13 protein-coding genes are annotated in these 13,932 nt (G+C 59.8%); 3 read left to right on the forward strand and 10 right to left on the reverse strand.

The genetic code is table 11. From position 1 onward, the window contains the following. The first annotated feature begins 80 nt into the window (after positions 1-80). Positions 81-851, forward strand: a complete 771-nt coding sequence (locus RFM98_RS21230; protein WP_320310678.1) for an IclR family transcriptional regulator domain-containing protein — start codon at positions 81-83, stop codon at positions 849-851. Between the two features lie 107 nt (positions 852-958). Here the strand turns inward: RFM98_RS21230 and RFM98_RS21235 are convergent, their stop codons facing one another. The 8 genes from RFM98_RS21235 to RFM98_RS21270 form a co-directional block, all read right to left on the reverse strand. Beyond that, positions 959-1,561: a UPF0149 family protein gene (locus RFM98_RS21235; protein WP_320310679.1), complete on the reverse strand. Its 603-nt coding sequence runs from the start codon at positions 1,559-1,561 to the stop codon at positions 959-961. Beyond that, entirely contained in the window at positions 1,558-2,538 is a 981-nt protein-coding gene (gene tnpC / locus RFM98_RS21240) for an IS66 family transposase (protein WP_320310739.1), read from the reverse strand. The genes RFM98_RS21235 and tnpC overlap by 4 nt, the downstream gene beginning before the upstream one ends. Positions 2,539-2,547: 9 nt before the next feature. Beyond that, a complete protein-coding gene (locus RFM98_RS21245; RefSeq protein ID WP_320310680.1) occupies positions 2,548-3,141 on the reverse strand; it encodes an IS66 family transposase zinc-finger binding domain-containing protein in 594 nt (197 codons plus the stop codon). Positions 3,142-3,213: 72 nt separating this feature from the next. Continuing rightward, complete coding sequence (gene tnpB / locus RFM98_RS21250) at positions 3,214-3,564, reverse strand: IS66 family insertion sequence element accessory protein TnpB (protein ID WP_320310681.1); 351 nt, start codon at positions 3,562-3,564, stop codon at positions 3,214-3,216. After that, positions 3,561-3,998, reverse strand: coding sequence for an IS66-like element accessory protein TnpA (gene tnpA, locus RFM98_RS21255; RefSeq protein ID WP_320310682.1), 438 nt, complete (start codon positions 3,996-3,998; stop codon positions 3,561-3,563). Before tnpA ends, tnpB begins: the two co-directional genes overlap by 4 nt. 728 nt (positions 3,999-4,726) lie before the next feature. Then, the gene (amaB, locus tag RFM98_RS21260) at positions 4,727-6,283 is read right to left on the reverse strand and encodes an L-piperidine-6-carboxylate dehydrogenase (RefSeq protein WP_320310683.1); all 1,557 of its coding nucleotides are present in this window, start codon (positions 6,281-6,283) and stop codon (positions 4,727-4,729) included. 183 nt (positions 6,284-6,466) lie between these two features. After that, positions 6,467-7,927, reverse strand: coding sequence for a 2-oxoadipate dioxygenase/decarboxylase HglS (gene hglS, locus RFM98_RS21265; protein ID WP_320310684.1), 1,461 nt, complete (start codon positions 7,925-7,927; stop codon positions 6,467-6,469). A 290-nt stretch (positions 7,928-8,217) separates the two neighbouring features. Further along, on the reverse strand, positions 8,218-9,333 hold the full coding sequence (locus RFM98_RS21270; protein ID WP_320310685.1) for a saccharopine dehydrogenase family protein: 1,116 nt from the start codon (positions 9,331-9,333) through the stop codon (positions 8,218-8,220). A 126-nt stretch (positions 9,334-9,459) separates the two neighbouring features. Here RFM98_RS21270 and RFM98_RS21275 point away from each other — a divergent pair, with 126 nt between their 5' ends. Together RFM98_RS21275 and RFM98_RS21280 are read left to right on the forward strand one after the other, a co-directional pair. After that, a complete protein-coding gene (locus RFM98_RS21275) occupies positions 9,460-9,891 on the forward strand; it encodes an Lrp/AsnC family transcriptional regulator (protein WP_320310686.1) in 432 nt (143 codons plus the stop codon). An 88-nt stretch (positions 9,892-9,979) separates the two neighbouring features. Next, the gene (locus RFM98_RS21280) at positions 9,980-10,915 is read left to right on the forward strand and encodes a LysR substrate-binding domain-containing protein (RefSeq protein ID WP_320310687.1); all 936 of its coding nucleotides are present in this window, start codon (positions 9,980-9,982) and stop codon (positions 10,913-10,915) included. A 293-nt stretch (positions 10,916-11,208) separates the two neighbouring features. On the opposite strand, the gene RFM98_RS21285 is transcribed toward RFM98_RS21280, so the two are convergent. Further along, positions 11,209-12,312 (reverse strand): GlxA family transcriptional regulator, encoded by a 1,104-nt coding sequence (locus tag RFM98_RS21285; protein ID WP_320310688.1) that lies wholly within the window; start codon positions 12,310-12,312, stop codon positions 11,209-11,211. Positions 12,313-12,574: 262 nt separating this feature from the next. Then, entirely contained in the window at positions 12,575-13,915 is a 1,341-nt protein-coding gene (locus RFM98_RS21290) for an aspartate aminotransferase family protein (RefSeq protein ID WP_320310689.1), read from the reverse strand. Positions 13,916-13,932: the final 17 nt, after the last annotated feature.

Genomic DNA, 13,932 nt, shown 5'->3' on the forward strand with positions numbered 1-13,932 from the left:
CGTATTGCGAACATATGTTTTATATGAGATACTTCTAGCTCCAATCTTTGCGTAGAGTCAACGCCGGCCTGGAGACGTCCGTGGTAGAGGAAGCTACTTCACGCGATCATGTCGGCTCGCTGGAACGTGGCCTGGCGGTGATGGAAATCCTCGCGCGCCATCCGGGTGGCATGACGCTGACCGAGATGGCCGAGGAGGCGGATCTCACCCGCGCGGGCGCCCGCCGCTTTCTGCTGACATTGGTTGCCACTGGCTACGCGACGCAATCCGGCCGGCTGTTTTCGCTCTCGCCGCGTCTTTTGACCGTCGCGCGAACCTGGCTCGGTGGAGCATCGCTCTGGACCTTCGCGGCGCCCATCATGCGCGAGGTTGCGGGGAAATTCGACGAAGCCTGCAATGCGGCGGTGCTGTCGGGCGAGGACGTCGTCTATGTCGCGCGCATTCCCGGGCGGCGCATCCTCAGCGTGGCGCTCGATGTCGGCACGAGGCTGCCGGCCTATTGCACGTCGATGGGGCGGGTGCTGCTTTCCGGCCTGGCGGCGGATGAATTGAAGACCTTCCTGACGCAAGTGACCATCGCGCGGCGGACGCCGAAGACGATCACCGGCCGCGCCGCGCTCGGCAAGGCCATCGACAAGGCGAAGGCGGATGGCTTTGCCATCGTCGACGAGGAGCTCGAGCTCGGCCTGCGCTCGATCGCGGTGCCGATCGTCGACCGCGCCGGCCGCACCGTCGCGGCCATCAACGTCTCGACGCAGTCGGCGCGTTTCTCGGTTGAGGCGATGGAGCGCGATATCTTGCCGGTGCTGCGCAAGGCCAAGCAGCGCGTGGAGGAATTTTTCTTCGTTTGATCCGGCACCGTCGCGACTTGCGAGGTAAGCGGTGCACCAAGGCACCTTTCCCGAAGTCGCCTGATGCGTGTATGGCGGTCAGCCGTTAGTCGGCGCGCCGGCGGCGATCATTGCGGGTTATCATAGCGGGTGACGTAGTGGAGTTCGCGAAGGGCGGGGATGACAAGGGTGATGTCTTTGTATGCCTCGTGCTCGATGAAGTGCGCGGTCTCCGGTCCCGGCCTGGGTTTGCCGAGGACGGGCCGCCCCTTTTTGTCGACGCAGTAGATCAGGATGGGCAGCAGCAGGCCATGGTTGGGGTTCTTGAGGTCGAGGAGCCGTTTCCAGCGTTTGATGTTGAGAGTCATGGCCGCGTAGAACCCTTGGCACCACGGCCGCGGGTCGATGCCGCCGCTGGGCTTGGTGGTGAAGCGGGGCGCATAATCCTGCGGTCTGTCGAACAGCGTCTCGCTGATCCGGTTGTGGATCCTGGCGAGGCTGGCGAACACGGCGTGATCGGTTGCAGAGCCTTTGGCCAGGACGTCGCGCGGCAATCCCATGAGCGGGCACATCCAGTCTTGCGGATCCGCGAACCGCGGCCCGGTGACCGCCGCCGTTACGAAGCCATCCAGCGCCGACATGGTGCGCACCAGCGGGCGGGGGTTGGTCTTGGCGGCCATCCAGGCCTCGAGCGCCTCGTCCGACAGCGCCATGTCATCGAGCGCGCTCATGCCGCCAAGGGGAGCGGCATCTCTTGGCGGCGCACCCAGTTCCAGGGCATCAGCTCGTCCCAGCGCGAGGCTGGCCAGTCGCTCTGGATCCGCTCGATGACATCGGCCATGTAGGCTTCGGCATCGACGCCGCAGAGCTTGCAGGTCTCGATGATGCTGAGCACGACCGCGGACCGCTCTGCCGCGGCGAAGCTGCCCGAGAAAAGCCAATTGCGCCGGCCGACCGTAAATCCACGAATCGCCCGCTCCGCGATCAGGTTGTCGGGCTCGAGCTGGCCATCGTAGAGGAACCGGTTGAACGCGCGCCATCGCTTGGTGCCATAGGCGAAAGCCTTGGCGATATCGGCATGGCGCGACAAACCGTTGGCCTGGCGCATGAGCTGTCGTCGCAGAGCCCGCACCAGTGGTCGGGTTCGCCCTCGTCGTGCGGCCAATCGTTCGGCCGGCGGAAGCCCCCGTATCTCTTCCTCGATCCGGTAGATCGCCTGGATACCGGCCATGGCCGTCGTGCTGAGCTCGGTCGGCTGGCTGTCGTGAACGTCGAATATCTTGCGACGCAGATGGGCCAGGCAGGCGGCTTCTCGAATGGCGCCGCCCCTGTAGAGCTGATTGTAGCCGGTGAACCCGTCGGCCTGCAGCGTGCCGGCAAATCCGGCGAGCTCGCTCATCACGCTCTCGCCGGCGCGGCCCATGGTGGCGCGATACCAGGCGATCGGCGGCTCCTGCGAACCTGAATTGCGGTCGTCGGCGACGTAAACCCAGAGCGCGCCCTTGTGCGTCGTGCCGGTGCCGGGCGCCAAGATCGGAAGCCGCGTGTCGTCGGTGTGGAGCTTGGTGCGGGTACGGCCGATTTCACGAAGGCGATTGTAGATCGGATCGAGCAAGGCGGCGGCATAGCCGGCGCTGCGCGCCAGCGTGGATCGCTCGATATCGACGCCCTTGGCGGCCATCATCTGGATTTGGCGGTAGTAGGGCAGATGATAACCTCACTTCGCCATCATGATATGGGCGAGCGCGGCATAGCTGAGTTTGCCGCGTGCAATAGCCTTAATCGGTGCCGGCGCCTGAATGATTTTATCGCAGGTCCGGCAGCTGTATTTGGGTCGAACGGTCTCGATCACCTGCCAGGCCTGGGCGACCAGGTCGAGCATCTCCTCGTGATCTTCGCCCATGGTGCGCAGAGCGCCGCCGCAGCCCGGGCAGCATGCGCCGGACGGCTCGCGAACGATCCGCTTGCGCGGCAGGTTGGGGTTGAGCTTGCGCACCGGCAGCACCCGGACCTTGTCGGTGTCGGCGACGATGGACAGCTGGGTATCGGGCACGGCGGCGGCGAAATCGGTCTCGAGATCTTCGAGTTCGAGCAGCATCTGACCGAGCTTCTCGGAGGAGCGGCCGAAGGCCTTGCGGTTGAAGCGATCGATCCGCAGCTGCAGGCGCTGAATGCGAAGTGCGGTCTCGGCGCGCTCTCTGCGCAGCTGCTCGTCGCGTTCGGCGATGGTGATGTCACGGGCAGAAACGGCCGCTTCCAGAAGCGCGATCCGGGCGAGGAAATCAGCGGTTGAGGGAGCTTGTTCCGACACCCAAACTACATACCCGAAAGAGCTCCTTCAAGGAAGCAAAATCGACACAAAATCAATAACAAACGAGCAAAATCAGCCAGCCAGACGCGGCCGATAAGTCTTGCTCGGCCGGCGCCAGTCGATCCCTTCCAGAAGCAGCGAAAGCTCCGCCTTGGTGAGCGAAACGGCGACCTGATCCTTCGTGGTCGGCCAGGCAAAACAGCGGTCGGTAAGCCGCTTTGTGAACAGGCAGAACCCCTGGTCGTCATGCGCCAAAATCTTGATGATATGACCCTTGCGCCCACGGAAGCAGAAGATCGCGCCAGTGTGCGGATTGAGCGCGAGCACCTGCTGCACCATCCGCGCCAGGCTGTTGATCCCGCGGCGCATGTCGGTCGCGCCGCAGCACAGATAAATCTGGTCGGTCGGCACCACCGTGATCACCTGCTCAACTCCGCCAGGACGATGCGCAGCGCTGTCGGATCGGCGGTCCCATCGATCCGCAATCGCGCGCCGTTCGCAAAGGCCACGACGATCCTGCCGGCCGGGCCCGGGCAATCGGCGACGGCGCGTTCGACCTCCGGCAGATCGTTCACCTCGATCCGCGCGAAGGTCGCCACCGCCTGATCGGCATCGAGCTCGCCGCCGGCCATCTGCTTGCGCCAAGCATAGAGCTGCGAAGGAGCTACGCCGAACGCTTGCGCAACCTCGGTCACCGACGACCCCGCCGCGCTCGCAAGGTCGACCAACGCGCGCTTCTCCGCGCAACTCCACAGCCTCCGTTGCCGTACGCGGCCGGGCATCGTTGCACCATCTTCAGCCGCTGCGGTGCGGCTGATATCGGCGACAACATCGCCCTTTGCATGTTCCAATGTCATGGCGCGAAAGCTCCATGTTCATCGGCCTATTGCAAGGTGCCTTGGTGCACCGCTTACCTTGCGAGGGCGTTTAAGGAACTATCCTATTTCGGGCTGATGCCCGAAAAACCGCTCGCGAGAAGTGCGGCCGGTCAGGTCAGCCCCTTGGGCCACCAGACTACCATCTCAGGTTGCGGCAGCAGCATCCCTCTGCCACAGTAAATCGTTACCTCGCGAAGAATGTCAGGCAAACTCGCCCAATAATCTGAACCAAGCGTTAGCATGCTGCGCTCAGGCTGCCCGCTAAGGACTTGCTCGTGTGCCAGAGGCTCCCGCGCACTGTCTTCCTAATGGGCAATCGCAACAGGTCCGTCAACGACGCTATCATGACGAAGTTAGTGGCGCGCAGTGCGCATATACTCGTTCAACGCAGAAGGGGGGTAGCCGACACTTCGGAGCGCGGGCGCTGCGCGTGATTATACTCACCCAGCTGATCTACACGCCCGGTCGCAGTATCTTATTGTCTTCAGGGCCGCGCACGCTCCCGGTCGAGGCGAGCCCGATATGACGATCGAAGCCCGAATGACGTGGTAGCACCCTGCCGGCGGGGAGGGACGCCGGCAGGGTGTGCCGCTTAAAAATCACGGCCGAACTGGGACCGGATTTCTGCGACATATGTTGGAGCGGTACCGGTCTCGTTCAGCTGAGATTGAAAATCCTAATAGCCAACGTGAGTTTTCATTTCGTCTTCATGCTACCTCGAATATGACGCCTTGGGCGAGCGGCAGGGTGCGTCCATAGTTGATCGTGTTGGTAGCGCGTCGCATGTAGACCTTCCACGCATCCGAGCCTGATTCCCGCCCGCCGCCGGTCTCTTTTTCGCCGCCGAACGCCCCACCTATCTCAGCACCGGAGGGACCAATGTTTACATTGGCGATGCCGCAATCAGAGCCCCGGGCGGACAGGAAGGTTTCCGCCTCCCGTAGGTCGTTGGTGAAGATTGATGACGAGAGCCCTTGCGGCACATCATTGTGCAACCTGAGCGCCTCCTCGAGATCGCTATAGCGCAGCACATATAGGATTGGTGCGAAGGTTTCCCTTTCAACGGTCACCGTCTGCGCATCGACTTCGACCAGCGCTGGGCGGACATAAAACGCATCGTCGCCGAACCCGGCATTGATCCGCTCACCACCGAACACCCTGCCGCCAGCTGCCTTAGCCTCCGACAGCGCGGCCTGCTGCGCGGTGAATGCCGACTTGTCGATCAATGGGCCGATGAGATTGCCTGCTTCGAGAGGGTTGCCGACCGAAACGGATCCATAGGCCTTCTTCAGTCTAGGAACGAAGCTGTCGTAAACGCTATCGTGCACGAACAGGCGCCGGAGCGTAGTGCAGCGCTGCCCTGCTGTTCCCATCGCGGCGAATGCGACCCCGCGGAGTGTCAGGTCGAGATCTGCAGTTGGAGTGACGATAGCAGCATTGTTCCCTCCCAGCTCCAGGATTGCCCGGCCGAAGCGGGATGCGACCCGAGGTCCGATGGCGCGCCCCATGGCCGTTGAGCCAGTGGCCGAGATCAGCGGGATCTTCGGATGATCAACCAACACCTCGCCGACGTCGCAGGCCCCGATGACGACGCTCGACAACCCATCCGGGACGATGCCCCCCTGTTCACGATAACGCTTGATGGCACGATCCAGGAGAGCGTCAGCAGCTAGTGCGGTGAGCGGGGTTTTCTCCGATGGCTTCCAGATGACGGAGTTCCCGCAAACGATGGCCAGCGCTGCATTCCACGACCAGACAGCGACGGGAAAGTTGAAAGCGGAAATGATCCCGGTGACACCGAGGGGGTGCCAACATTCCATCATCCGGTGCTCATTGCGCTCGGTAGCGATCGTTAAACCGTAAAGCTGACGTGACAGCCCAACAGCGAAGTCGCAGATGTCGATCATCTCCTGAACTTCACCAAGGCCTTCGGAAGGAATCTTTCCTACTTCGATTGAAACGAGATGGCCGAGATCGTCTTTGGCTACCCGAAGCTCTTCGCCAAGCAGCCGGATTAGTTCACCCCGCTTGGGAGCAGGTACCAATCGCCACTCGAGGAAGGCCGCGTGCGCCTTTTCAACAGCCGCATTGACTGCTGAAGAGTCAACCGTGCTTAGCCGCGCAAGCACCTCGCCCGAAATTGGAGATCTGACCACGTGTTCCCCAGAGTTGAACGCACTGATACTAACGCCACAGCGGTCGAGAATTCCCGCCACCTCTTCTGCTAGCGACGGCGCGCTGAACTTGCGGTGCTGGGATGTCATGGCATTCCTCCTGTGTGAGTTTGAAGCGCCGTCCGTTCAGCGGCGCGGGACTTGTTCCGACTTTTGAGCACAGCGGACCGAGCAGTGAGCGGAGCAGAGAGCCAGGTTGCCCGACACAGGCCGCGGCTAAGTACACCGCAGTCGCAGCTCCGCGCGTTCACTGCGCATGAGAGCGAGGCCGTATCAACCCACCAAGCTGTCATCGCGCATTTTTCTGCCTGCGGCCTCATTCAACTGAGCCAACGAATACTCGATCGAATCCTGCTGTGCGTTTGCATAGAGATCGTCTTCATTAGTGATCTTCGCACCCAAGGCTTTCTCGAAAGCCTGCCGGTTCGAGCGCCCGGCGTAGTTTTGCTGCTCGTCGGTTCCAAGATTGGACTGGAAGATGCCGGCCGCGCTAACCGGCAGGAAATCCTCATAGATGATCGGCTCGAATCGCAAGTGCCCTTGGCGGACCAGCTGATCGAAGGGCGACACGATCTTTTCTCGGGTCGCGGCGCTCAGTCCTTTCGGCGTCGGGGAATAACGGAAATAGGCGAGCCCCTGATCGCGCAACTCAGCCCAACTATCGGGAAAGTCCTTGAATCTCTCGGCTAGTTCCGTCGAGTATTCATCCGCAAGAGAACCCCTGGCGCCGACCTGCGTTTCTCGGCGGACGGAAGCTAAGAGGCGATCGTAGAGCTCCCGCCCTTTGGGGGTGAGTGCTGCGCCGCGCTGTTCGATCTCACCGAAGCGTGCCGTGTGAGAACCCTCGATGGAGGCATCGATTTCCGCCCTGAATGCGATAGGCTCCTCGAGCGCCTTGAAGCTGGTCTGGCGAAGCAAGATCGGGCATCTGCGACGGGGTGGCCCCTCAATAACTACCTTTGGGCTGATGCCCCACCTCGGCATCCCGGCCTGAACGGCGTCGATATCGAGTGTGCGCGGCGTCAGGTGATTAATATGGGGTCCGCGGAAGCACACCACGTCGGCTATCAGCCTGTGCACGTCGTGCAGTCGAGAATAGGTCGCCATCGTGACGGTCGCGCCGCTGTGCCAGCGAAATGTCTCCAGCACTTCTCGCACGAACTCTTGCGCCTCATCTTCGTCTAGGCTGCCCTCCGCCTCAAAGACGCTGATGAGCTCGAGGGCGCGACGGGTAAAGATCTGTCGTCCTGATAGAACGCGCAGTGCCTCATTGCGGAGCGCCTTGTCCTCTATGAGATCGAGCCGAAGAAGGGACGTGAAGATACGGAACGGATTTGCCTGCAGAGCACTATCTTCTACAGGGCGGAAGGCGGTGGCATGGACCGGAACCCCGGCGACTGAAAGGTCGTAATACCCAACCGGCTGCATCCCGAACACCGCGAAAACCCGCCGAATGTTGAAGAGTTCGTCAGCCGTGCCAAGACGAATGGCGCCGTGCCGCTCAAGTCCCAACCGATCTATCTCTCCGTTCCGCCACATTGCCCGCGCCAGTTCCAGATCATTGGCCAGTACGGACCCATTGACCTCGGCAACGAGATCAAGGAGGTCCCCGTACTGAGGCACCTCAGCCCGGTACATGTTCGACATGGCAGCCGAAAAGAGCGATCGAATCGCGTCGGCGCGAGAGCTACCAGAGAATGCTGGAGGCGGTCTCATTTGCGGAACAAAGCCCATCCAAATCTCCCGAAGAACGAAGAGCTCAGAGGCAGCGGCCTCACGGACGCCGTGTTAACAGTGCAGATCAAAGCATTGTCAGGCAGATTGCGATATCGACATCTATTCAGAAGTTCATTCCGAATTGGAATGAGTCGGCGTACGACCTTTCTTCATTTGCATGGCATGCCCGCAATGTTGACGCTCTCTTGAAGGGGGAGACCACTGCATTGAGGTTCATGCTGGGGAGCGCAAAAGGCGCTCTCTAGCATCGGTCGCAGGTGTGTGAGACGGGAACGCGGAACCGTTGCTTAGGCGGCGGCCGCGACACCATGGTTTTTCGCAGCTATCTCCTGGCCATAGTAGACGCCGAACCGATTCCCCAGGAACGATTGGAGCCCGATGTCTTCCTGGCGTACAAATCCTTGGGTCGGGATCTTACCTTCGGCGAGCAGGTCGAGAACCACGCAAATGCTTGAGGCTGTCGTGATCTGAATGGCGCTCATGGTGCGTCCACCAACGTCAGAGCTATAAATTTTGTTCGCGTAAGTTTCCTGGATCAACCGACCGCCATTCCGCCCGGAAACAGTTACAAAGACGATCACAACATCCTGCAGCGTAGTCGGCAATGCGTGCTCTAGTATGTCCTTGAGCACAGCGCGGCGGTGCCGCAATCCGAGGTCCTGCAGGAGAGCCTTCATGATGGCCGCGTGACCGGGATAGCGGATGGTCCGGTAATTGAGGGTGTTGACCTTGCCCTTCAACGTCTCGCAAAGTGTGCCGAGCCCCCCCGAGGTGTTGAACGCCTCATAGGTAACTCCGTCGAGCGAGAACTCTTCGCGTTCCTCCAGGGCAGGCACCTCGACAAGCGCGCCATTCACAATCGCCTCGCAGGGCTGAATGTACTCGTTGATTACTCCATCGGTGCTCCAGGTCAGGTTGTAGTTCAAGGCGTTGCTTGGAAACTGGGGAAGTGCGCCCACGCGCAGTCTAACGCTCTCGAGACCCTCGAATTTCCGCGCAAGGTCGCTTGCGACAATAGAGATAAAGCCGGGTGCCAACCCGCACTGCGGGATGAAGGCGGTTTTGGCGGCCGTAGCGATGCGTTTAACCTGCCGGGTAGACTCCACGTCTTCCGTGAGATCGAGATAGTGGACGTCAGCTTTCGCAGCCGCGGTAGCGATGGCGACGGTGAGTTGGTAAGGAGCTGCGCTTAGCACTGCAAACTTGCCGACCAGGAGGGCCGTAAGTGCTGCTTGATCATCGATATCGAGTTTGGCGGTCGAGACGACGGGACCGGTTTCGATTTCCGCTAATTGTTCGTCGCTGCGGTCGACTACCGTTACGCGATAGTCTTGAGTCACAGCGAGCAATCGGGCGATGGTGGAACCGATCTTTCCTGAACCCACTACGACGACCTCCTTCATCATTTCCTCCTGCGAGAGCACGGCCTTTGGTAGCGCAGGTTTCTCAGGTTGAGCGGTTGATTCGTAGCGGTGAATTTCATAAAATGAGCAGCCATTTTTGGCAGATCACAGGGCCTTTTCGACGAAGTGCACATCTCGGACAAAGATAGACAACTTCTGGCGCTGCTGTCGGAAAATGCCCGCGCCCCCACCGCTGTGATTGCTCGCAAGCTGAACCTCTCGCGCACCACCGTTCAGGCCAGGATTGAACGCTTGGAGCAGGAAGGGGTCATCGCCGGTTACGGTGTTCGGCTGTCCGACAGCTATGAACACGGCTTGGTGAGAGCTCATGTAATGATCGTGCTGAAGACCAAGGCCTTGGGCCGGGTCGTTCAGATGCTTCGCGCGCTTCCAGAAGTCATGTCTGTGCACTCGGTAAGCGGGGGCTTCGATCTGATCGCTGAGGTGGCCGCCACTTCGATCAGCGAATTGGATCGAACAATTGACGTCATCGGCGAAGTGGAAGGCGTAGAGAAGACTCAGTCGTCAATCATCTTATCAACCAGGTTCAAACGCTAGTTTAGTGCAGCGGCGCAGGAAGGTGGCCGGCGCGCACCGTTGAACTGCATCCCACGACCTCCTATGGTCGAAACGGTGAGTTCCACTCATGAAAGGTATGCCGGTGCAATCGGTAGGGCATCGTAGTCTGCCGTCCTACGCCTTGTTGCGTAGCTTTGAATCGGCTGCGCGGCACGACAGCTTCACGCAGGCAGCCGAAGAACTCCATCTCACGCAGAGCGCCGTCAGCCGCCAGGTGAAGGAGCTTGAGGAGATGATCGGCGCGACATTATTCCGACGGGTGGGACGCCGCGTCGCTTTGACGGAGGCAGGGCGGCGTTTTGCTGCTGATCTAGCGATTGACCTTGAAAATCTCAAACAGTCTGTGGTGCGGGCAATCGCCGCCGGCGAGCGAAATCTCACTTTGCGTGTCGGGATATTGCCGACCTTTGCCAGCCGTTGGCTGATCCCGAGGTTACCAACCTTCCTGAGCAATCATCCCAACATTGAAATCAGGCTGGAGACTCGAACCGTGCCCTTCGATCTCACAAGAGAGCGCTTTGACGTCGCGATCCATTTCGGAAAAGCGGATTGGCCAGATGCACGCATGACGAAATTGTTCGACGAGGAAATGGTGCCTGTCGCCTCCCCCAAATTTCGCGATGCCTACATGTTGACGGAGCCCGCTCGCCTTCTGGAAGCTCCGCTTTTGCATCTTATTACTCGCGAGAGCGCTTGGATCGATTGGTTCGCGTTGAACGGAATCAGCGACAAGCGGCTGCTGAGCGGACGACACTTCGATCAGTTTTCCATGATCATATCGGCGGCCGTTTCGTCAATCGGTGCCGCGCTTCTCCCTAGATACTTGATCGAAACAGAGCTTGAAGGCGAGGTTTTGATCCCGCTAAGTGAGGCTGCCCTGAAGACTCACAACAGCTACTTCGTGGTCAGCCCCGCTGGTGACGTTAACCCTCAGGTGAACGCCTTTACCCGGTGGCTGACCTCCGCCGCTCGGCACCCTCCCCTTGCTGTTTCCTTGCCGTAGCGCGGCCCGGTCGATCAGACGCGCGCCGTCCGGGTAACTTGTTCTGCCGCACTGCAATCAACCACCCGCGGCTACCCGGCGACATGCGGCAAATCGAAGAGTTGTGAGCTTTGGCCGCGGTCGATGGAATGCAGGTCCTTCCTAAGCGATCGGACAAAAATATGAGCCGCTGTGAGAATCGCCAAGGCGCTCGGGGGACTGGATCCATGACGGCCGTGGCTCCTACATGCCTCACGGATACAGCATACAGCCGGCGCTCGCAGGTGCCGCATCATTTGAGTACCCGCAAACATCTACGGTATCACTTTGCGAACTTCCGCTGTTGATCTTTGTACATCACATAGAGGCATAACCGTGCCGGCCCAGAGCCGAGCACGGCTGGGCAGAATGCCAAAATGAGCTTTAAAGGACTTGGTGAAATGTGACGACGAAACATAACCACAAGCGATGGCTACTTCGATGACCGGCATATCTGTCGTCTGAAGAAGCTGCCGCGCATGCCTGAGCCTCGCACCGGAATAATACTGCATCGGCGTGCATCTGAGATGTTTTGCGAAGAGACGTTCGATTTGGCGACGTGACAGCGAGACGGTTTGCGCAACCTTGCCAAGGGGCAGCGGATTTTCCAGGTGCCGTTCCATGACCTTTATCACCCGGATGAGCTTTTCCGCCGCAGCGGTGTACCGAAGCTCAGGCGGTAACGACTGACAATGTGTTCCCGCACGCAACCTGTCCGAACTCAGCTGAGAGCAGATGCGCCGCGCCAGATCTTGGCCGTGCCTATGGGAGATCAAATCAGCGGCAAGATCGAGTGCCGCAAGTTCGCCAGCACATGTTGTAATTACGCCGTCGCGCACAAACAGGCAGTCTTCTACCACAAGGTCCCGGTTTTTTTCCGCGAAAGCAGCTATTTTTGACCAGTGGATGGTGCATCGCATTCCGGCCCGCAATATACCGACATCTGCCAGCAGCCACGAAGCGGTTCCGATCGCAATAATCGGCCGCTTCTGTCGGCTACTCGTGCGCAATAGTGTTAAAATGTCAGATGTCTTTTGTTGCTCTATTCGCTCGCCACCTATAATGACAAAAGGTGATGAAGCATCGCAGTCAAGAAAAGATTTGATGTCGCGTTCCGGCATCATTTCGATGCCGCTCGAACTTTCCGTCGGTCCCTGGTCCGTTCCCAGAATGCGCCAACGAAACATCATTTCGCCGGAGCTCCAGTTGGCGCGGTAGAACGGCTCCACAAATGAAGCGAGGCTAAGGGGCGAAAATCCAGGCAGAAGAAGGATGTCAAGTCTCAGGGACTTGCCCGGCCCCGTACCTCTTTCACCTCCAGCGCCATGGGCCAGGCCGACTGCCGGCAAGAAAGAGCCCTTTGTCACGGCTTCTGCCATGATCAGGCCGTCGACCGCGGCACGCGGCCAAGTTCGGTTCGTCCTGTCAGGAAGCGCAGCGTTGCGAGCTCCGTTCTCGCCTGCAGTGGTGTGACGCCGTGGTGAACAGAGATCTCCGGATCCCACTTCGATATCGCTAGATTGATGGCGAGAAGAGTGGGGGAGTGCGCCGGACGAGCCAGTTGCTGCAGTGCATCCCCGGTGCTACGCCCAAACAAGGCGAAGAGACCAATCGTCTCCTCCATTCCCTTCAGCGGCTGTTTCATGTTGGTGAAGAAAGGGGGGGCTTGATCTTCCGCAGCGCCGCAAGGACCACGGCTGCCATGTCATCGATGTCCTGTTCCGACATGGGCGTGGACAGGAAACCGGTGCCCGTTTCGACCATGAGAAGGCCACCGTCGAAGAGATGGCCGACGAAAGCCGAAAGGAGCGCCGCCTTCTCGGGCGAGAGGTAGGCCTCTCGGTAGTTCTTGGGCGCCTCGGCAGACAGATGTATTCGAAACATCGAGCCTCGGCCGGTAACACACGCAGGCACCCCGGCAACGCTGATCGCCTCGGCGATCGAACGGCGAGCGCGGTCGCCTAAGGCATTGAGCCTCTCTACGGCCTCACGGTCAAATAGTTTCATCGCCGTGTGGCCGGCAGTCATTGTGATCGGGTTCGCCGAAAAGGTTCCCGAAAGCGGAAAAGCTGCCGATCCGTTTAGCGGATTCATGACCTCCATGACCTCGGCGCGCCCGGTTATGCCGCCGACCGGAAACCCACCCCCGATCATCTTGCCTAACGCGGTGATATCCGGCCGTACGTCATACCACTCCTGCGCCCCACCGAAATTGGACCGATAGGTGATCACTTCGTCGAAGACTAAAAGCGCCCCATTTTGGGAGGCCCAGCGCCTCAGAGCTTGAACGAATTCGGCGGACGCCGGAACGACACCAACCCGATGTGGAAGTAGATCAATGAGCACACAGGCCAATTGGTCCCGATGGGTGTCCAGTATTGCTAGCGCTCGTTCCACGTCATTGAATGGGATCACCACGACATCATCGAGAGCCTGCTGCGGTGTTCCACGAGACACTGGAACGCTCGCCGGACGCTCTGCCCGGCCCCAATTTTCCGGCTTAGCCGTTTGACTCGCCTCGGCATAGTCGTAAAGCCCGTGATAGGCGCCCTCCACCTTGGCGACTTTCGGCCGCTTTGTATATGCGCGGGCAGCCTTGAGGCTCGCCATCACCGCCTCGGTCCCTGAATTGACGAACCGAACGCGCTCGAAGCTGGGATTTCGGCCGCAAAGCTGCTCGGCAAAATCGATCTCGGCTTCCGTTCCGATAGAGAAGGCCGTGCCTTTCTCCAACTGCTGAGTGACAGCAGCTACGATTGCCGGGTGCGCATGCCCGTGAATCAGGGAGGCCACATTATTGGCAAAATCAGTGCGGCGAACGCCCTCCACGTCGTAGACGTAGCAGCCCTGCCCTCGCTCAGCGTAGATCGGATGCGGCTTGCGCAGGATGGTGTTTCGACTGCATCCCCCTGGTAAGAATGACTTCGCACGCTCGAAAATCGGTGCGCTTTTGGAGGTTGCGACGTCAAGTTTCGTGTCCATGCGGATCTCCAGACAGC

The sequence above is a fragment of the Mesorhizobium australafricanum genome, assembly GCF_033977265.1.
Classification (GTDB): domain Bacteria; phylum Pseudomonadota; class Alphaproteobacteria; order Rhizobiales; family Rhizobiaceae; genus Mesorhizobium; species Mesorhizobium australafricanum.

What these genes read in the sequence shown, in the direction of transcription:
- RFM98_RS21285 (WP_320310688.1), bottom strand. Translation starts at nt 12,312, where the DNA reads ATGGCAGAAGCCGTGACAAAGGGCTCTTTCTTGCCGGCAGTCGGCCTG.
- RFM98_RS21290 (WP_320310689.1), bottom strand. Translation starts at nt 13,915, where the DNA reads ATGGACACGAAACTTGACGTCGCAACCTCCAAAAGCGCACCGATTTTC.
- hglS (WP_320310684.1), bottom strand. Translation starts at nt 7,927, where the DNA reads ATGGGCTTTGTTCCGCAAATGAGACCGCCTCCAGCATTCTCTGGTAGC.
- RFM98_RS21270 (WP_320310685.1), bottom strand. Translation starts at nt 9,333, where the DNA reads ATGAAGGAGGTCGTCGTAGTGGGTTCAGGAAAGATCGGTTCCACCATC.
- amaB (WP_320310683.1), bottom strand. Translation starts at nt 6,283, where the DNA reads ATGACATCCCAGCACCGCAAGTTCAGCGCGCCGTCGCTAGCAGAAGAG.
- RFM98_RS21280 (WP_320310687.1), top strand. Translation starts at nt 9,980, where the DNA reads ATGAAAGGTATGCCGGTGCAATCGGTAGGGCATCGTAGTCTGCCGTCC.
- tnpA (WP_320310682.1), bottom strand. Translation starts at nt 3,998, where the DNA reads ATGACATTGGAACATGCAAAGGGCGATGTTGTCGCCGATATCAGCCGC.
- RFM98_RS21235 (WP_320310679.1), bottom strand. Translation starts at nt 1,561, where the DNA reads ATGAGCGCGCTCGATGACATGGCGCTGTCGGACGAGGCGCTCGAGGCC.